Below are 18,296 nucleotides of genomic sequence, written 5' to 3' on the forward strand. Positions count from 1 at the left end.
CCGGGTTGAGAGGCCGGGTTGAGAGGCCGGGCTGAAGGGCCGGGCCGAGAGCGCGGGTTGAGAGTTCGGTGTGAAGCCCCTGCGGGATCCCTGAGGGCCCTGGGTACGCCCCCGCGGCCGCGGTGACGCTGAAGCCCTCACCTCCGTACCGCCGAGCCGAGGAGCCCCGCAGTGGCCGCACTGGCCCGATTCTGCTTCCGCCACCGCTTCGCCGTCCTGCTGCTGTGGGTGTGCGCCCTCGCCGGCACCGCCGTCGCCGCACAGGCGGCGGGCAGCCGCTGGGCCAACGACTTCGAACTGCCCGGCACCGAGTCCGCCGAGGCGGTCGACCTGCTGCGCGAGTCCTTCCCGCAGACCTCCGGCGACACCGACAGCGTCGTCTGGCGGGCACCGGAGGGCGCCTCGGTACGGGACCCGCTGATCCGCGAGCGGATGACCGAGGCGCTGGCCGGCATCGCCGACGTACCGCAGGTCGGCAGGGTCACCGGCCCGTACGCGCCGGAGGGCGACGCGCAGATCAGCGGGGACGGCCGGATCGCGTACGCGCAGGTGACGTTCACCGAGCAGGCCATGAACCTGGAGAAGGAGAACGTCGAGGAGGTCGTCGACACCGCGCGGGCCGCGGCCGGCGACGTCGACGGGCTCCAGGTCGAGCTGGGCGGCGAGGCGATCCAGGCGGTGCAGGGAGCGCCCGGCGGGCTCGCGGAGGTGACGGGCATCGTGGCGGCGGCGGTCATCCTGTCGATCGCGTTCGGCTCGCTGTTCGCGATGCTGCTGCCGATCGTCTGCGCGGTCTTCGGCATCGGTACGGGCCTGATGACCGTCACGCTGCTCAGCCACACGACGGACTTCGCCGAGGCGACCACCCTCCTCGGCAGCCTCATCGGCCTCGGCGTCTCCATCGACTACGCGCTGTTCATCGTCACCCGGCACCGCACGGGGCTGCGCCGCGGCATGGCGGCGGAGGACTCCGCGGTACGGGCCCTCGACACCGCCGGGCGCGCGGTGCTGTTCGCCGGCGGGACGGTGTGCGTGGCGCTCCTCGGCATGATCGCGCTGGGCATCGGCTTCCTGAACGGGGTGGCGATCGCGGCGTCGCTGACGGTGCTGCTGGGCGTGGCGGCGGCGGTGACGCTGCTGCCGGCGCTGCTGGGGATCCTGCAGACCCGGGTACTGAGCCGCCGCCAGCGCCGCAGGCTGGCGGCGGACGGCCCGGAGCCCGAGCACGAGAGGACCCCGGGCCGGGCCGCTCGGTGGTCGCTGCTGGTCCAGCGCAGGCCCCGCCTGCTGGCGGGCATCGCCGTCGCCCTCGTCGCGATCGTCTCGCTGCCGCTGCTCTCGCTCCGCCTGGGCACCACCGACCAGGGCAACCACCAGGAGTCCAGGACCACGCGCAAGGCGTACGACCTCCTCGCCGAGGGCTTCGGCCCGGGCTTCAACGGCCCGCTCCAGTTGGTGGCGGAGACCCCGGCGCGGTCGGACACCGGGGACCTCACCCGGCTCGTCGGCGAGGTGGCACGGACCGAGGGCGTGGCGGAGGTCGGCACCCCCGCCCCCGCACCGGACGGCAGGGTCGCGGTGGTGCAGGTCGTCCCGGACAGCGCACCCCAGGACGAGGCGACGGACCGGCTCATCGACCGGCTGCGGGACGACGTCATCCCGGCGGCGCAGGAGGGCACGTCGCTCGACGTCCACGTCGGCGGTGTCACGGCGATCAACAAGGACTTCGCCTCGGTCATCACCGGCAAACTGCCGCTGTTCGTCGGCATCATCGTGGCGCTGGGCTTCGTCCTGCTGCTGGTCGCGTTCCGCTCGGTGGTGGTGCCGCTGACGGCGGCGGTGATGAACCTCCTGGCCGCGGCGGCGGCGTTCGGCGCCCTGGTCGCCATCTTCCAGTGGGGCTGGGGCAGCGACCTCCTCGGCCTCGGCCGGGAGGTCCCGATCACGGCGTTCCTGCCGGTCATCATGCTGGCGATGCTCTTCGGCCTGTCGATGGACTACCAGGTGTTCCTGGTCAGCCGCATGCACGAGGAGTGGGTCCACCACCGCGACAACGCCCGCGCGATCCGGGTGGGCCTGGCGGAGTCCAGCCGCGTCATCAACGCGGCGGCGCTCATCATGATCTGCGTCTTCAGCGCGTTCGTCCTGAGCGGCGACCTGGAGGGGGTGATGGCGGGCATCGGCCTGGCGGGCGCGGTGGCGCTCGACGCCTTCGTGATCCGCACGATGCTGGTCCCGGCCCTGATGCACCTGATAGGCCCGGCCAACTGGTGGCTCCCCACCTGGCTGGACCGCCGCCTCCCCCACCTGGCAGTGGAACCCCACGACCCCCCGCCCACCCGGAAAGCCACCCCGAACCCGGAGGAGCCGGCGAGGACCGGTGGCGGCGCCGCGTAGGTCCGGGAGCCCCTTCTACGCAACGGAGCGGGGTGCAGCCCTGGTCGGCTGCACCCCGCTCCGCTGCGGCGGCCGTCGTCAGACCGCTGCCAGTTCCTTCTGCTGCTCCGGCTCCGCCGGCCGGTCCGCCGGCTCCTGCGCCTCCGGCGCGGTGGTCTTCGGGAGGAAGAACAACAGGGCGTACACCACGCCCAGGATCGCCATCACCCACCACATCGCGTTCTCGAACGCCCCCGCGAACGCCGGGCCCGCCTCCCGCGGTGCCGCCGGCTCGTCCATCGCGCCGAAGAACACCACCGACACCAGGCCCAGACCCAGCGCCATCCCCAGCTGGTTCGTCGTGTTGATCAGGCCCGACGCCGAGCCCGCGTGCCGGCGGGGGACGCCGGACAGGACCGCGTTCGTCAGGGGGGCGAAGACCAGGCCCATGCCGCCGCCGAGGAGGGCCAGCGGCAGCACCATCTGCCAGGTGGAGATCTCCGTGCCGTAGCGGTCGGCCGCCGTCAGGTACAGGAGGGCCCCCGCGGCCATCAGCACCGCGCCGCCGTGCAGCACCTTCCGCCCGAACCGCGGCGTCAGTTGCTGGACGGAGACCCCCGCCGCCACCGAGCAGGCGAGCGAGAACGGCAGCCCCGTCAGGCCCGCGTGCAGTGCGCTCCAGCCGAGGCCGAGCTGCATGTACAGCGTCCACACCAGGAAGAAGATCCCCAGCCCGGTGCTGAAGGCGAGCTGCACCCCGATGCCCGCGGCGAAGCTCTTCACCCGGAACAGCGACAGCTCGACCAGCGGCGCGCCGTCGGCGCGCTGCTTGCGCTTCTGGTACGCGACGAAGGCGGCGAACACCGGCAGGCTCGCGGCCATCGAGACGAAGCCCCACGCCGGCCAGTCGTTCTCGTGGCCCATGGTGATCGGGTACAGCAGCATCAGCAGCCCGGCGGTGGCCAGCAGCACCCCGCGCAGGTCCAGGCGCATCGCGTCGGGTGCCGTCGACTCGGTGATGAAGCGGCGGCCCAGGATCAGGCCGGCGATGCCGACGGGCAGGTTGATGAGGAAGATCGGCCGCCAGGCCAGCCCGAACAGGTCCCACTCGGTGAGCAGCGCGCCGATCATCGGCCCGGACACCGCGCCGAGGCCGGCGACCGCGCCGAACATGCCGAAGACCTTGCCGCGTTCCTCCGCGGGGAACGTGACGTGGATGATGCTGAGCACCTGCGGCACCATCAGCGCCGCCATCGAGCCCTGGAGCACCCGCGAGCCCACGAGCATCGCCGGGTCGGCGGCGACGCCGCACAGCAGCGAGGCGACGGTGAAGCCGCCCATGCCGAGCAGGAAGACCCGCCTGCGGCCGTAGATGTCGCCGAGCCTGCCGCCCGTGATGAGGCCGATGGCGAAGGCGAGCGCGTAGCCCGCGGTGATCCACTGGATCGCGCCGAAGGAGGCGCCGGTGTCCTCCTGGATGCTGGGGATGGCGATGTTGACGATCGTGGCGTCGACGAGGTCCATGAAAGAGGCCGTCAGTACCACGGCGAGCGCGATCCACCGGCGGCGATCCGGTCCTGCCACAGAGGCGTTCTGGAAGGTCATAGCGGTAATCTAGGATTCGTATAGGACAGGTCGTGTCCTAAAGCGAAGGCAGTCTGGAAAACATGACGACGGACACTCCCAAGCGGCTTCTGCACCTGCTCTCCCTCCTCCAGACGCCCCGCGAATGGCCCGGCAGCGAGCTGGCCGACCGCCTCGGCGTCACCGACCGCACCATCCGCCGCGACGTCGAGCGGCTGCGCGATCTCGGCTACCCGGTCGAGTCCACCCGCGGCACCTTCGGCGGCTACCGGCTCGTCGCCGGCAAGGCGATGCCCCCGCTGCTCCTGGAGGACGACGAGGCCGTCGCGATCGCCGTCGGCCTGCGCAGCTCCGCGGGCCATACGGTCGCGGGCCTCGCGGAGGCGTCCGTACGGGCGCTGGCGAAGCTGGAGCAGGTGCTGCCGTCGCGGCTGCGCCGCCGCGTCACGTCGCTCGGCACCGCCACCACCCCGCTGACCCGCTGGCAGGGCCCGCAGGTCGACGCCGAGGTGCTGACGGTGCTCGCCGCCGGCGCCGCCGGCGGCGAGCGGCTGCGCTTCGGCTACCGCGCGGCCGACGGCACCGAGACCAAGCGCCTCGTGGAGCCGGCCGGGCTGGTCTCGGCGGGGCGGCGGTGGTACTTCGTCGCGTACGACAACGACCGCGACGACTGGCGGATGTTCCGCGTCGACCGCATCACCCGCCCCTTCGCCACCGGCGTCCGCCCGCCGCGCCGCGAGCTGCCGGCCACGGACGCGGCGGCGTTCGTCGAGGCCCGCATGGGCGGGGACCGGCCCCGCTACCGCGCCCGCGCGACGCTGCACGCCCCGTACAAACTGCTGGCGCGCCGCCTCGCCGGGACCGAGGGGCTGACACGGCTGGACGATGAGCGCTGCGAGTTCGTGACGGAGGCCGACGCGCTGGACTGGCTGGCGCTCCGACTGACGGCGCTGGGCTGCGAGTTCGAGGTGCACGAGCCGCGGGAGCTGGCGGACTACCTGCGGGACCTCGCGGGCCGCGCGTCGCGGGCGGCAGGGACGGAGGAGACCGAGGTGGAAGGGGCACGGGAGAGGGGCGGAGCGGGGTAGGGGGCAGGGGAGTGGCGGGGCTCAGGCCGTGGGGCCCTCGCCGGCGGGCAGCGGGTGGCCGGCGCGTCAGAAGAGGCTGCCGAGCGTGCTGGTGAGGGGGGACACCAGGTTCAGGCCGGCGTCGGTGAGCCGGAAGAGCATGGACGCCGCCATCTCGTCGCCGACGAACGACTTGACTACAGTGCCCTGCAACCCCAGCAATCCGCTGATCGCGAAGCTCCCGGCTGCCACCTGGAATTCCTCGCAGCTGAAGCCGCACTCCACGGCATAGAGACCGGCGGAGAGACCACCTGTGGCAAGGGAGAAGCCCCCCAACCACGGGGCGGCCGGCGGGGCGGTGACGGCGGCGATAGCTGCCGCGTAACCGCTGGCCGTGCTCAGGTCGCCGAAGAAGCCGGCAAAGCTGGTCGGCTCCCGGCGTATCTGGAAGTCCTCCCAGTTGACCTGGTCGTGTTCCTCGGTGTCGCTGGGGTTGGTGTTGTTCTCCTCGTTGCGTTCGGCTCGTTCGGCCGCCTCGCGGGCGGCCTCGGCCGCCTCGGCCCGGCGTTGCTGGGCGACGATGACACGGGCCTGGCTGGCCGCCTCGGCCGCTTCCTTGGCCGACAGGCCCGCCGCGACCGCGGACCGCCAGGCGGCGGCGGCCGAGCCCTGGGCCTCGTACGCGGACACCCCGGCGCGGTGGGCGGCGCCGAGGGCGACGTTGGCCGAGTAGTTGGCTGCCCGGGCGGAGCGGCGGGCGGTGGTCGCCGCGGCGGCGGCCTGTGCCGCGGAGAGCCTGGCCGCCGCGGCGGAGGCGTCGGCCGCGTCGGCGTGCTGCCCGGCCTGCTCGGCGTACTGCTCGGCACGCTGAGCGGAGGCGCTGGCCCGTTCCGCCCACTTGTCCGCCTCCTCGGCCGCCTCGCGGGCCTCGGCTGCGACCTTCGAGGCCCGGCAGGCGTCCTCCTGCGCGCGCTCGGCGATCTCCCGGGCCGCGTCGATAGTGCCCAGCATGGCCGCGGCGTGGGTGAAGTAGTCGTGGTCGACCTGTGCGGCCAGGTACTGGACGCGGTGGACGAAGTTGCGGCGCATCCACGTCGGGCCCGTCAGCGCCGCCTCGGCGTAGGCCCGGGTATAGGGGCCGTCGCTGGAGAGCAACTGGGTGGCGATCACGGAGTCGTCCTCGCGGACGGCCGCGGGGTACCCGTCGACGAGGAAGTCCTGCAGTGCCTGCGCACTGCCGTCGTCCAGCGCGGCCTCGGCGGCGGCACGCACCGCGGGGCCCGGGTCGGCGGAGAGGAGTTGGGTGATCTGGACGCGGTTGTCCTCGGCCGCGGCCTCGACCTGGCCGCTGATGAGGAAGGTCCGTACGGTCTCGGGGGCCTCGCTCTCCAGCGCCGCCTGCGCCGCCCGGGCCACCGGGGACGAGGCTGCCTCGGCGATGTAGAGGGCGGTCTCGTGGTCGTCCTCGTCCTGGGCGAGCAGACGGTCGGTGTCGAGCCAGGCATGGACGTCGGCGTCGGTGCCGGCGAGGGCGAACGCGGCGGCCTCCCGGCTCCAGCTGCCGTGGCCGGCCAACAGGCCGGTAGCGGCGCGGCGGCCCACGGTGGCGGCCCGGCCCAAGTCGCCGTCGGTGAGGGCCTGCTCGGCCGCGGCGATCAGGTCCATGGTCTCCTGGGCGGTCTGTTCCTCCTGGGTCCGCTTGCTCTCACGCGCGGCCAGGTCCTCCGCCTCGATCTCGGCCAGCACCCGGGCCTCGTCAAGCGCCCTTGCCCGGTCCTCGTCCAGGGCGGCGAGCTCGGCCGCACGGGCCTCCTCAGCCACGGAGACCGCCTTGTTGACGGCCTCGGTGGCGGTGTTGGCGGCTTCGATCGCACTGTTCGCGTGCTCGGTGGCCTTGTTCGCGAAGTCGAGCGCCTCGCCAGCGTGTTCGGCGGCCTCCTCGGCGGCGTCGGCGGCGTTCTCGGCGTGTTCGGCGGCGGAATTGGCGGCGATACGGGCGGTGTTCGCGGCACTGGCGGCCTTGGTCGCCAGCTGCTGCGCCCGTTCGGCCGAGCTGGTGGCGCGTGCCGCTGCCGCGTTCGCGATCCGTGCCTCACGGCGGGCCTCGGCGGCCTCGGCCTCGGCCACGCCGGCTGCCTCAGCGGCCTCGGCGGCGGAACCGGCAGCCGCGGCGGCGTTCAGGGCGGCGGAGGCAGCCGCGGCGCCGGAGCGGGCGGCCGACTCCGAGGCGGTGGCCGCGTGCCCGGCGGCGGTCGCCGCGCTGCGGGCCTTCGCCGCGGCGTTGCGGGCGGCGACGGCGGCGTTGCGGGCCGCCGCTGCCTGGGAGGCGTCCTTGGAGGCGGCGATGGCGGCACTGTACGCACCGGCGGCGGCGCTACCGGCCTTGGCGGCGGCCTGGGAGGCGGCGTTGGCGGCCTGGGAGGCACGGCGGGAGGCGGCAACGGCGGTCTGGGAGGCGACGATCGCGTTACGGGCGGCGTTCGCCGCCCCCTTGGCCGCGGTGGCGCCCCTGCGAGCGGCTGCCGCGGCGCGCCGGACGTCGTCCTGCGCAGCGCGGGCCTCTTCGGCGGCCTGCTGCGCCGCCTGCTTGGCCTTCTCCGCGGCGGTCTGGGCGCGTTCGGAGGCCACCTCGGCGCGGTCGGTCTCGGCCGCTGCCCGTCTGCCCTCGCGTTCGACGACGGCGACGAGCTCCTCGATGGTGGTCGCCTCCTGGTCCCGGGCGCGGGCGATGTGCTGACCGGTGTCGAGGAACCACTGCAGGTCGGCGGGGCCACCGTCGAGGGCGCGGTTGGCGTACTCCCGCACCTGGGGGCCGGCACCGTTGAGCATGGTGACGGTCTCCACCCGCATGTCTTCCGCGCGGGCGTCGTACTGGCCGTTGGTGAGGAACTCCTCCAGCACCTCCGGGGTGCCGTCGCCCAGGGCGGTGTCCGCCGCGCGGGTGACGGCGGGGCCGCCGGTGCTGGAGACGATGGTGGTGGCCACCCGGAGGTCCTCGGCCAGGGCGGGGCGGAACCCTTCGGTGATGAATGCGCTGATGGCCTCGCCGCCGGTGTCAAGCACGGCGGACGCCTCACGACGCACCCCGGCGCCGGCGACGGCGAGCTGCTGGACGACAGCGACGCGCTGGTCCTCGACGGTCGCCGCGGGGAGCTGGTCGGTGAGGAAGGTCTGGATGTCGGTGTCGGTCCCGGCCAGCGCGGCGGCAGCGGCGGCCCTGACCGAGGTGCCGCCGATCAGCCATGCCTCGACGGCCATGCCGCGTGCGGTGTCGGGCAGTTCGAAGTCGTCGGACGGTTCCTCGTCCGCGGCGGTGCGGGCGTATGCGGCCGGCACCGACGGCATGAGGACGGTGGCCGCGGTGGCGGTGAAGACGCCGAGGAGGCGGCGTCGGCTCCAGAACGCGGTGTTCATGAGGGATCCCCCTGGGGGTGTGGTCATGCGGGATGGGCCCGCGAGCCCGGGGCGGAAGGCCCGGCGGGCTCGCGGGTGGCGCTGTTCTCCCGTGTTCTCCCGTTGGCGTCGGATGTGCGCGTGCCGGCGGAGGGCCGTCAGCGGGCAGCCCAGCCGAACGCCACCCCGGAGGCGGGGAGGCCGTTCAGGCCGGGTTCGTACGTGGTGACCGCCCCGGTCTCGCCGGCGTGGCCGCCGGTGGCGTTGCCCCACGGCAGCGCGTACAGGGCGCCGTGGGGGGCGGGGCCGTCGGGTATGCCGACATACAGGCGGGTGCCGGTGGCATGCAGGTGGCGGCCCACCCCCGCGCCCGCGCTGGGGGAGCCGGGCAGCCCGGAGCCGTTCCCCGCCTCGATCCAGAACGCGGCGTCCCCGGAGGCGGTGGGCAGGCCGAAGGTCTGCACCGCGCCCGCGCCGGTGGCGCCGCCGGTGCTCTCTCCGGGGGCGCCGACCGCGAGCAGCACGGTGGTGTCGCTGCTCACCGTCCGCAGCGCGGTGTTCACCACGGATACGTCGGTGCCGAACAGGTCGTCGGACTCCGCGGTGTCGTCGACGCCGGCGCCCTGCTGGTGGATGTTGGCGAGCGGACCGGCGGCCCCGGCGGCGTTCACCCGGAAGGCCGCGACGCGGCCGGCGTCGACCGCGGCTGTGCCGTCGACGGTGAGATCCTCGCGGGGCACGCCGACGGCGAGGACCGATTCCCAGGTGCCGTCCTCGCCGGCGGAGCGGTAGGCGGCCATGGCGAGGGAGGCGCCGTAGCGGTCGCCGCTCTCGGCCGCCGCGCCGCCGCCGTCGGTGTTCTCGTTGAGGCTGTCCAGCGGGGCGGGGATGTTGTCCTCGTTCATGGTGTGGTCGAAGAGCCAGACCATGCCGGCGGCAGAGGCGTCCTGCACCCCCTCGAAGGGGGCGCCGACCGCGAGGTGGTGCGGCGAGCCGGCGACGGAGGCGCCGAAGCGGTCTCCGTTCTCCGCGGAGCCGGTCACCCCGGGCTGGTCCTGGTGCAGCCGGCGGGTGCTGGAGCCGCGCAGGTAGAAGACCTGTCCGGCGTTGGTGGCACCGTTGACATCCTCGTTGGGAACGCCGATCAGCAGGTACGGCACGCCGGTGTCGGTGTGCCCGGCGGCGATCGCCTGCCCCATCTGGTCGTCGGGGTCGGCAGTGGCGGAGCCGACGACGCCGGGGCCGTTGCCCTGGTGGAGATAGAGCGCCTCCTCGCCCTCGCCGAGGCCGTCGGGCGAGCCGTACAGGATGGTCACGCTGCCCGCGTCGGCGGCGCCGGTGTCGTCCAGCGGAGTGCCGACGACCAGGTCGGTGCAGCCGTCCTCGTTGTGGTCGAGGACCGCCAGCTCCTCGCCGAAGCCGTCCTCCGGCTGGGCCGAGCCGGGGACCTGGCTGAGGTCCTGTTGGAGCACGGCAGGCGCGCGGTCGCCGCCGTAGACGACACGCAGGAGGCCGGCGCCCGGGTCACCGCCGACGGTGGCCCGGGGGTCGGTGGCGGCGACGTCCTCGGCGCCGTCGCAGTCGAAGTCGCTGGGGCGGGGGGTGCCGACGGTCGTGGTGACCCACTCGGGTACGTCGTCCACCCGAGTGTCCAGCGCGCCTGCGACGGGATCGGTCTCACCGTCCCCCACGTCCGTGCCGAAGCAGCCTGCCTCCCAGGTGCGGCTGTGCACCCCGACAAGCTCCAGCTGCCCGGCGGACTCGCGTAGCACCGGTCCGCCGGCGTCGCCCCGGCAGACCGCGGCACCGTCCTGCCCGACGACGTTCATCTCGCCGGTGCCCACGGCGTCCACGGTGAAGGTGCCGGTGTGCAGGGTGAGCGGCGCCCACTCGTCGGCGGTACGGCCGTAGCCGGCGCCGATCAGCTGCTCCCCGACTGCGGGTACGGCATCCCCGAGGGCGACCGGGACGACGGCGTCCACAGGGCGGACGAGACGGGCGAGGAGCAGGTCACGGTCGTGGTGCGGGACCAGTTCGACGACGTCGCGCACCTGGCCGGCGGCGGTGGTGAGGTCGGTGCGGCCGACGGTGGCGGTGGTGTCCAGCGGCGGCCTGCCGGCGGGAGCCGTCGGGTCGGCCGAGGGGTCGTCGGCGAAGCAACTGGCCGCGGTGAGCACCCACTCGGCGTCCACCAGCGCCCCCGAGCAGGCCCGTTGGCCGGCACCGAGGTCCAGCCGTACGGCGAACTCGTAGCTGCTGTCGGTTTCGGCGGGGCCGGCAAGGGCGGGCGCCGGGGCGGCGGTGGTCAGCAGGTGCGCCGTGGTGCCGAGCGCGACCAGGACGGCAGCGGTACGGAGCGGGCTCACTGGCATGGCCCCTCCTCCGGATCGCCAGCGTCCTCAGGGGGCTCGTTGCTGGTGACGAGTTCCAGAAGCGTCTCCTCGGGCTGGCCCGGCCCCTGCCCCTCGCCAACCCCGACACCGGTGTTCCTGCCGATCTGGCAGACGACTTCGCCGTCCCCCGCCGTCATACGCGCCGTGGTGTAGTAGTCGTTTCCCACGATTCTGTACACCGAGGGGATCTCCATGCTCAGATACCCCTGGCTGCCGGTGACGCGGAAACATACGGGGCTTTCCTGGAGGCCACCCTCCTTCACTCTGCCCTCCACCCTCAGCAGCCCCTCCTCGCCGCACTCGGTAAGAACGATATGGCCGTCTCCCCGCTTGAGCTGGAACCCGCGCTCCTCCTGGATCCGTGCAGCCTGCGGGTATGCGAAGTCCTCGACCGCGTAGGCGGGTTCCTCCTGCAGTGGTGCGCCCGTGGGCGGAGGGTCGTCGGCCTGGGCGACATGCAGGGCACCGGCGACGACGGCCAGCGCCGCGGCAGCGGTGACGAGTAATGGTGCACGCAATCTCAACAGAAGCCCCGTTTCCTGTCACATCGTTGGACGGAGGTAAGCCTGAGCCGCACCTTCGACGAGCGCGGGCATGGAAAGCCGTCGACCCGGAGGTCGCGGCGGGCGCGTGTGCGGCAGGCTCAGCCTCGTCGAGCACCGCGAACTCGTCGCCCCTGCTTGCCTTCCAACGGTTGCACAGGAACCTTGACGATTTCTGGGAGGTCTTCTGGCAGCGGATCCGGCCCGGTGATCCGGGCAGGCACCCTCCGCTACCGCAGTCGGCGCCGCAGTGCCCGCGCCCGCCGTGCCACCCGCCGCACCGCCGGACTCCGCGGTACGAACGCCAGCCGCTTCGGCACCCCGCCCGGCAGCCCCTCCACCGTCAGCCGGCGCCGCTTGAAGTACCGCCACGTGTCCGCGTCCAGCTCCGCCGCCAGCCACCGCTCGACCTCCGGCCGCCGCCGCGCGTGGATCCGCGGCTGCATCGTGAAGCCCACCGCCGTCAGCAGCCCGCCCAGCTTCTCCTGCGCCTCCGCCGCGGTCGGCGCCCGCCAACGGCGCACCGCATCCGGGTCGTCCAGCGACGGCAGCAGCGCGTCGGCGATCGTGACGGGGACGCGGTTGCTGTTCTCGTACGGGGTCAGCCGCTCCAGCAGCGTGCCGGTGCCGACGGTCGCCACCGGCAGCCCGTACAGCGCCGACGCCGTCATCAGCGCCGTGGAGAACGCGCCCGCCACCAGCGCCGGGCGCAGCCGCTCGTACAGCACCTCCGCCAGCACCGGGGAGTCGAGCACCGTCAGCGTGACGCCGAGGCGCTCCGCCTCGTCCTCCAGCAGCCGCGAGACCCGCGCGGACGCCATCGGGTGCGGCTTGAACACCACGTCGCGGTGGCCCAGTCCGGCCGCGCCGCGCAGCATCCGTACGTGCAGCTCCTCTTCCTCCTGGGCCGTGAGGATCTGCAGCGCCGCGAGGTACTGGCCCAGGAGGAGTGCGGGCGAGGAACCCCCGTCGGGCAGGTCCGGGCCGGCGGCAGCCGACAGCTCGGCCAGCACCTTCTTCAGCTCCTCCGCCGGCACGATCTCCGGCGGCACCCCGAACTCCGTGAGCAGCATGGGCCGTACGCCCGGCAGCAGGTCGGGGTGCAGCAGGCGTTCGACGCGCGTGCCGACAAAGGAGGAGAGCTTGTTGCGGGTGGGGCCGTAGCTCATCAGGCCGTCGGCGTAGACGTGCAGGGCCGCGTCCGGGAAGAGCTGGACGAGCGCCCGCGCGGGGCTGACCTGGACCGACTCCACGACGAGCGTGAGCCGGTCGGCGCCCAGGTCCCACAGCAGCCGCAGGTGCCGCTCCCACAGCGGTACGTCCTCGGCGCGCGGCTCCCACGCGGCGGGGTGCAGCGGGCGGATGGCGTGGTTCCAGTCGCGTACGTCGTCGAAGCGGGAACGCAGCTGCGCGAAGCCGGCCATGGCGTCGACGGCGGGGGTGGTCTCGGGGTTCGCGGCGTTGTTGGCGATCAGCAGGATGCGGCGGTCCGCGGCGGGGAACAGGCCGGCGTCGAGGGCGGCGGCGAGGGTCGCGGTGCCGTAGAGGGTGGAGGCCACGAAGACCTGGGTGTGCCGCCCGGGCGCGTAGCGGACCTGCGGCGGCGGGTACGGGGCGGAGTGCGCGGACGCGGGGGTGCCGGACGGGGGAGTGCCGGACGGGGCGGTCATCGGGCGGCCACCTGCGCCCCGGCGCCGCGCCGGTGGCAGACGCCGAGGAGCCCGACGGCCGCGAACGTACGGGCCCGCACGTGGGAGAAGGGAACGATCACGGAGAGTTGACGCATCCGGGCGATGCTAGAGGCCGGCCCGCGCCCCGGGCTTGCCCTTCCCCGACGCGGGCGTGAACGCCGGGCGGCGGAACGGTGAACGCCGCGCCCCCCCGGGCCGGTTCGCCGTTCGGCGGCGTGTTGTTAACCATTTGTACGGCCGGTGTTGGGCCACCCAGCGGAATGCCTCCCTACCGTCGGCGGCGTGCTCAACGACCCCCCGTCACAGCTTCGCACCGCTGTTCTCGCCGACTCGGACACCCGCTGGAAATGGGGCGCGCTCACCGCTCGCCGCATGGCCCCGGAGGCGGTGCTCGACGGGTATCTGCTGCACGGCAGGGCCACACCCACAGCCCGCCAGCTCGCCGAGGTCGGCGTCACCGCGGACGCCATGAGGGAGGTCACGGCCGTCGAGTTCCTCGCCGCCGCCGGCCCCGACCGCTACGACGTCGTGCTCCTGTCCTGCGTCGGCGGCACCGTGCAGGCCATGCTCCACGGCCTCGCCCGCGCCTGGCAGGGCGCCGCGCGCCGCCCCGCGGTCGTCACCGGCTACGTCGGCGTCGTGTACGAGAAGCTCTCCGACGGCCTCCTCCTGCGCAACGGCGCCGACGTCGTGCTGGCCAACAGCCGGCAGGACGCCGAGCGCTTCCGCGCCGTCTACGAGGGCGTCGGCGCCCCCCCGGACAGCGTCGTGGAGTGCGCGCTGCCGTTCCTCGACGGCGCGGCGTACGACCCGGCGGCGGCCGGCGGCGACCGCCCGTACACCGTCGTCTTCGCCGTCCAGCCCTCCGTGCCCGACAACCGCGAGGACCGCCTGTACCTGCTGCGCCGCGCCGCCCGGCACGCCGAGCGGCACCCGGAGCGGGAGGTGCTCGTCAAGCTGCGCAGCCGGCCGGGCGAGCACACGACGCACATCGAAGAGGCCCCGTACCAGAAGCTCGCCCAGAAGCTGCCCGGCGGACTGCCCGCCAACTGCCGCCTCGTCTACGGGAACATGGGCGAGGTCCTCGACCGCACCGACCTCCTCGTCACCGTCAGCTCCACCGCCGCGCTGGAGTCCCTGCACCGCGGCATCCCCACCGCCGTCCTCACCGACCTGGGCGTACGCGAGCCGCTGGGCAACCACCACTTCCTCGGCTCCGGCTGCCTCGCCTCCTGGGACGAACTCGACGCCGGCCACCTGCCCAAGCCCGACCCCGTGTGGCTGTCCCGCCAGGGCGTCCCCGGCGCGGCCTCCGCCGAGCCGTACGACGCCGCCTTCGACCGCGCCAGGGCCCGCCTGGCCACCCTGGTCGCCGACCCGCAGCTGCCGCCGCTGGCGCCGTACTACACGCCGGAGACCGCGGGCGGCTACCTGCCGCGGATCCTCGGCAGGCACGGCCTGGCCCCCACCGGCGAGCCGCTGCCGCAGGCCGCTTCCGCCGCCGAGCCGGGCCCGCTGCGCCGGTGGGCGCGCACGCTGCTGCGCAAGGCCGCGCGCGCCGCGTACCGGGGCGGCGTCCAGCGCATCGCGCCCCTCATCCGCCGCATGGGGGCGCTGTGAGCGACGTACACGCGGCCGCGCCCCGGCCCGCGCCCCCGCACCCGCCGGCGGACAGCACCTCCGCACCTTCGCCGCGCCCCGGCCCGCCTCAGCAAGGAGCCGCCATGTCCCAGCCCGAGTCCGCAGCCCGCGTGCTCGCGGTCATCCCCGCCCGCGGGGGGTCCAAGGGCGTACCCGGCAAGAACCTCGCCCGCGTCGGCGGCGTGCCGCTGGTGGCCCGCGCGGTACGGCAGTGCCTCGCGGCGCGGCTCGTCACCGACGTCGTGGTCTCCACCGACGACGACACCATCGCCTCCGTAGCCCGCGAGGCCGGCGCCGAGGTCGTCCGCCGCCCCGCCGAGATCGCCGGCGACACCGCCTCCAGCGAGGCGGCGGTGCTGCACGCGCTGGACACCCACGAGGAGCGCTGCGGCGAGACGATGGCGGCGGTGCTGCTGGTGCAGTGCACGAGCCCGTTCCTGACCGGCGCGGACATCGACGGCGTCACGGCGGCGGTACTGGACGAGGGCGCGGACAGCGCCCTGACGGTGGCCCCGTTCCACGGCTTCATCTGGCGCGACGAGGCGGACGAGGCGGAGGCCGCGGCCGTCGCCGAGGCCCCCGCGGCGGCGAAGACCCCGGCCGTCGCGGAGGCGACCGCCGTGGCCAAGGCCGCGGCGACGGGTACCGCGGCGGGTGCCGCGCCCACGAAGGTGGCCCCGGCGGTCGAAGCCGCCCTGTCCCAGGGCTACGGCGTCAACCACGACAAGTCGTACCGCCCCCGGCGACAGGACCGGCCCCAGGACCTGCTGGAGACCGGTGCCGCGTACGCCATGCGCACCCCCGGGTTCCGCGAGCACCGCCACCGCTTCTTCGGCCGCACCGCCCCGGTGCGTACCGACGCCGCCCGCGTCCTGGAGGTCGACGAGCCCGACGACCTGACCCGCGCCCGCGCCCTGGCCCCCCTGCTCGACGTGCCGGGACCCGGCTCGCTGCCCACCCGCCGCGACGTCGACGCCGTCGTCCTCGACTTCGACGGCACCCAGACCGACGACCGCGTCTACATCGACGCCGACGGCCGCGAACTCGTCGCCGTCCACCGCGGCGACGGCCTCGGCATCGCCGCCCTGCGCCGCGCCGAGCTGAAGCTCCTCATCCTTTCCTCGGAAAAGAACCCCGTCGTCGCCGCCCGGGCACGCAAACTTCACCTCCCCGTTCTGCACGGGGTCGACCGTAAGGACATCGCACTGAAGCAGTGGTGCGAGGAGGAGGGCATCGCGCCCGAGCGCGTGCTCTACGTCGGCAACGACGTGAACGACCTGCCGTGCTTCGGCCTCGTCGGCTGGCCCGTCGCGGTCGCCGGCGCCCACGCGATCGTGCGGGACGCGGCGCGTGCGGTGACGTCCACCCCCGGAGGCGACGGAGCGATCCGCGAGATCGCCTCGTGGATCCTCGGCCCCTCCCTGTAGCCCGATCCCTCCCTCGCGAGGGTCTGGAGAGTAAGGAACAGATCTGCATGAGCTCCACCCAGCGTTTCCGCACCTTTGGCGACCGCGTCGTCGGCCCCGGCCGGCCGGTGTACGTCACGGGTGAGATCGGCATCAACCACAACGGCGACCTCGGCAACGCGCTCGCGCTCGTCGACGCCGCCGTCGAGGCGGGCTGCGACGCGGTGAAGTTCCAGAAGCGCACGCCCGAGGTCTGCACCCCGCGCGACCAGTGGGACATCGAGCGCGACACCCCCTGGGGCCGGATGACGTACATCGACTACCGGCACCGCGTCGAGTTCGGCGAGGAGGAGTACCGGGCGATCGACGCGCACTGCAAGGAGCGCGGCATCCACTGGTTCGCCTCCCCCTGGGACCCCGAGGCCGTCGCCTTCCTGGAGAAGTTCGACGTGCCGGCCCACAAGGTCGCCTCCGCCTCGCTGACCGACGACGAACTGCTGCGCGCCATGCGCGCCACCGGCCGCACGGTGGTCCTGTCCACGGGCATGTCGACCCCGAAGCAGATCCGGCACGCGGTGGAGGTGCTGGGCAGTGACAACATTCTGCTGTGCCACGCCACCAGCACGTACCCGGCGAAGGCCGAGGAGCTGAACCTGCGCATGATCCACACGCTGCAGGCGGAGTTCCCGAACGTGCCGATCGGCTACTCCGGCCACGAGACGGGCCTGCAGACCTCGCTCGCCGCGGTCGCCCTCGGCGCCGTCTTCGTCGAGCGGCACATCACGCTGGACCGCGCGATGTGGGGCTCCGACCAGGCCGCCTCCGTCGAGCCGCAGGGCCTGGCCCGGCTCGTACGCGACATCCGCGTGGTCGAGGAGTCCCTCGGCGACGGCGTGAAGCGGGTCTACGACAGCGAGCTGGCGCCGATGAAGAAGCTGCGCCGGGTCAAGGGAGTCGTCGCCGAGGCCGCCGAGGCGTCGGACGCGGCGGGAGCCGAGAAGGAGCCGGTCGGGGTATGACCGAGGACACCGCCGGCGGCGGCACGACCGTCGCCCTGGTGGAGAGCCCGGTCCAGCTGCTGAACGTGCTGGAGTGGGCGTACCAGGGCGGGACCGTCATACCGTTGACGGTGGTCGTGCTGCCCCCCACCGAGCCGCTCTCGCGCGGCCAGCTGCGCCGGATGGCGGAGCTGGCGATGGACGACGGCCTGGAGGTCCGCTGGCAGGAGGCGCGCGGCGGCGCGGGTCCGCTGCGCACCATGACGAGCCTGGCCCGCCCGCTGCGGCGGGCCCGGCGGGTGGTGCTGGGCGACCCGTTCTCGCGGTACGTGCAGACGCTGCTGACCATCGTCAAGGCGCGGGAGGTCGTCGTCGTGGACGACGGCACGGCGACGATGGAGTTCACGGCGCAGCTGGCGCGGGGGGAGCGGTTCGTCCGCTGGCACCGCAGCGGGCGCGGCGGGGGCGCGCGGGGGATGCTGTTCGCGCCGGTCGCGAGCGCGGCGCGGCGCCGGCTGACCCCCGCGGGGGGCGCCGGCGCGGCGGGCACGCGGGTGGAGGTGTTCACCTCGATGCCCGTGGTGGACCCGCCCGAGGGGCTGAAGGTGACGGCGAACGAGTTCGCCTGGACCCGCTCCCGCTTCGGCCCGCCGAGCGTCGGCGCGGCCACGGACCTCGTCGGTACGTCCCTGGTGGAGACCGGTGTGGTGGACCACGACCGGTACCTGGAGGCGGTGGCGTCGCTCACCAAGGTGTACGGCGCGACGCGCTACTTCGCGCACCGCAGGGAGCGGGCCGACAAGCTCCACCGGCTGCACCAGCACACCGGCCTGGAGATAGTCCGCCCCGACCTGCCGCTGGAGATCATCGCCCGCCGCGGCCCGATCGGCCGCACGATCGTCAGCTTCCCGTCGACGGTGGTGCACACGCTGCCGCTGGCCCTGGCGGGTACGGGCGTGAAGGTGGCGGTCTGCGAGGTCGACGCGAGCTGGCTGACGGAGACGGCGTCGCCGCGGGCGCAGGGCTTCCTGTCGTCGGTGGCGGGGGCGGCCCGGGAGCGCCGGGGCGTCGACGGGCTGCCGGTGGGCCCGGCGACGGCCACGGGGTGGTCGGGGGCACCGGCGGCGTCGGTCTGAAGCGAGCGCCGGAGTGTACCCACCGCGTACGCCGGTCATGCACCCGCGGGGCTGAAATTTTGTTGATCC

The 18,296-nt window shown here is 74.0% G+C and carries 11 protein-coding genes; 6 read left to right on the plus strand and 5 right to left on the minus strand.

Annotated elements, in window-relative coordinates; genetic code table 11:
* Window positions 1-171 precede the first annotated feature (171 nt).
* Window positions 172-2,397 (plus strand): MMPL family transporter, encoded by a 2,226-nt coding sequence (locus tag LG396_RS14610; RefSeq protein WP_225795097.1) that lies wholly within the window; start codon window positions 172-174, stop codon window positions 2,395-2,397.
* A 78-nt stretch (window positions 2,398-2,475) separates the two neighbouring features.
* Here LG396_RS14610 and LG396_RS14615 read toward each other — a convergent pair whose 3' ends face one another.
* Window positions 2,476-3,981 carry an MFS transporter gene (locus LG396_RS14615; protein WP_225795098.1) on the minus strand — a complete coding sequence of 502 codons (1,506 nt, stop codon included), beginning with the start codon at window positions 3,979-3,981 and terminating at the stop codon, window positions 2,476-2,478.
* Window positions 3,982-4,043: 62 nt separating this feature from the next.
* Here LG396_RS14615 and LG396_RS14620 point away from each other — a divergent pair, with 62 nt between their 5' ends.
* Window positions 4,044-5,048, plus strand: coding sequence for a helix-turn-helix transcriptional regulator (locus LG396_RS14620; protein ID WP_225795099.1), 1,005 nt, complete (start codon window positions 4,044-4,046; stop codon window positions 5,046-5,048).
* Window positions 5,049-5,114: 66 nt separating this feature from the next.
* Here LG396_RS14620 and LG396_RS39285 read toward each other — a convergent pair whose 3' ends face one another.
* The 4 genes from LG396_RS39285 to LG396_RS14645 form a co-directional block, all read right to left on the minus strand.
* Window positions 5,115-8,441, minus strand: a complete 3,327-nt coding sequence (locus tag LG396_RS39285; protein ID WP_263979146.1) for an ALF repeat-containing protein — start codon at window positions 8,439-8,441, stop codon at window positions 5,115-5,117.
* A 137-nt stretch (window positions 8,442-8,578) separates the two neighbouring features.
* Window positions 8,579-10,792, minus strand: a complete 2,214-nt coding sequence (locus LG396_RS14635; RefSeq protein WP_225795100.1) for a S1 family peptidase — start codon at window positions 10,790-10,792, stop codon at window positions 8,579-8,581.
* Complete coding sequence (locus tag LG396_RS14640; protein WP_225795101.1) at window positions 10,783-11,337, minus strand: hypothetical protein; 555 nt, start codon at window positions 11,335-11,337, stop codon at window positions 10,783-10,785. Before LG396_RS14640 ends, LG396_RS14635 begins: the two co-directional genes overlap by 10 nt.
* 248 nt (window positions 11,338-11,585) lie before the next feature.
* Complete coding sequence (locus LG396_RS14645; RefSeq protein ID WP_225795102.1) at window positions 11,586-13,025, minus strand: polysialyltransferase family glycosyltransferase; 1,440 nt, start codon at window positions 13,023-13,025, stop codon at window positions 11,586-11,588.
* Window positions 13,026-13,328: 303 nt separating this feature from the next.
* On the opposite strand from LG396_RS14645, the gene LG396_RS14650 reads away from it, so the two are divergent.
* The 4 genes from LG396_RS14650 to LG396_RS14665 all read left to right on the plus strand — a co-directional run bounded on the left by LG396_RS14650 (window position 13,329) and on the right by LG396_RS14665 (window position 18,227).
* Window positions 13,329-14,666 carry a DUF6716 putative glycosyltransferase gene (locus tag LG396_RS14650; protein ID WP_308190104.1) on the plus strand — a complete coding sequence of 446 codons (1,338 nt, stop codon included), beginning with the start codon at window positions 13,329-13,331 and terminating at the stop codon, window positions 14,664-14,666.
* Between the two features lie 104 nt (window positions 14,667-14,770).
* Window positions 14,771-16,114 (plus strand): acylneuraminate cytidylyltransferase, encoded by a 1,344-nt coding sequence (locus LG396_RS14655; protein WP_225795103.1) that lies wholly within the window; start codon window positions 14,771-14,773, stop codon window positions 16,112-16,114.
* A 47-nt stretch (window positions 16,115-16,161) separates the two neighbouring features.
* A complete protein-coding gene (locus LG396_RS14660; protein ID WP_225795104.1) occupies window positions 16,162-17,112 on the plus strand; it encodes an N-acetylneuraminate synthase family protein in 951 nt (316 codons plus the stop codon).
* Entirely contained in the window at window positions 17,109-18,227 is a 1,119-nt protein-coding gene (locus tag LG396_RS14665; protein WP_225795105.1) for a hypothetical protein, read from the plus strand. Before LG396_RS14660 ends, LG396_RS14665 begins: the two co-directional genes overlap by 4 nt.
* Window positions 18,228-18,296: the final 69 nt, after the last annotated feature.

This window comes from Streptomyces aculeolatus (assembly GCF_020400605.1).
GTDB lineage: Bacteria > Actinomycetota > Actinomycetes > Streptomycetales > Streptomycetaceae > Streptomyces > Streptomyces aculeolatus.

Excerpts from the sequence above, each read along its gene's own strand:
- LG396_RS14655 (WP_225795103.1), top strand. The coding sequence starts at position 14,771 with ATGTCCCAGCCCGAGTCCGCAGCCCGCGTGCTCGCGGTCATCCCCGCC.
- LG396_RS14665 (WP_225795105.1), top strand. The coding sequence starts at position 17,109 with ATGACCGAGGACACCGCCGGCGGCGGCACGACCGTCGCCCTGGTGGAG.
- LG396_RS14645 (WP_225795102.1), bottom strand. The coding sequence starts at position 13,025 with ATGACCGCCCCGTCCGGCACTCCCCCGTCCGGCACCCCCGCGTCCGCG.
- LG396_RS14615 (WP_225795098.1), bottom strand. The coding sequence starts at position 3,981 with ATGACCTTCCAGAACGCCTCTGTGGCAGGACCGGATCGCCGCCGGTGG.
- LG396_RS39285 (WP_263979146.1), bottom strand. The coding sequence starts at position 8,441 with ATGAACACCGCGTTCTGGAGCCGACGCCGCCTCCTCGGCGTCTTCACC.
- LG396_RS14635 (WP_225795100.1), bottom strand. The coding sequence starts at position 10,792 with ATGCCAGTGAGCCCGCTCCGTACCGCTGCCGTCCTGGTCGCGCTCGGC.
- LG396_RS14660 (WP_225795104.1), top strand. The coding sequence starts at position 16,162 with ATGAGCTCCACCCAGCGTTTCCGCACCTTTGGCGACCGCGTCGTCGGC.
- LG396_RS14620 (WP_225795099.1), top strand. The coding sequence starts at position 4,044 with ATGACGACGGACACTCCCAAGCGGCTTCTGCACCTGCTCTCCCTCCTC.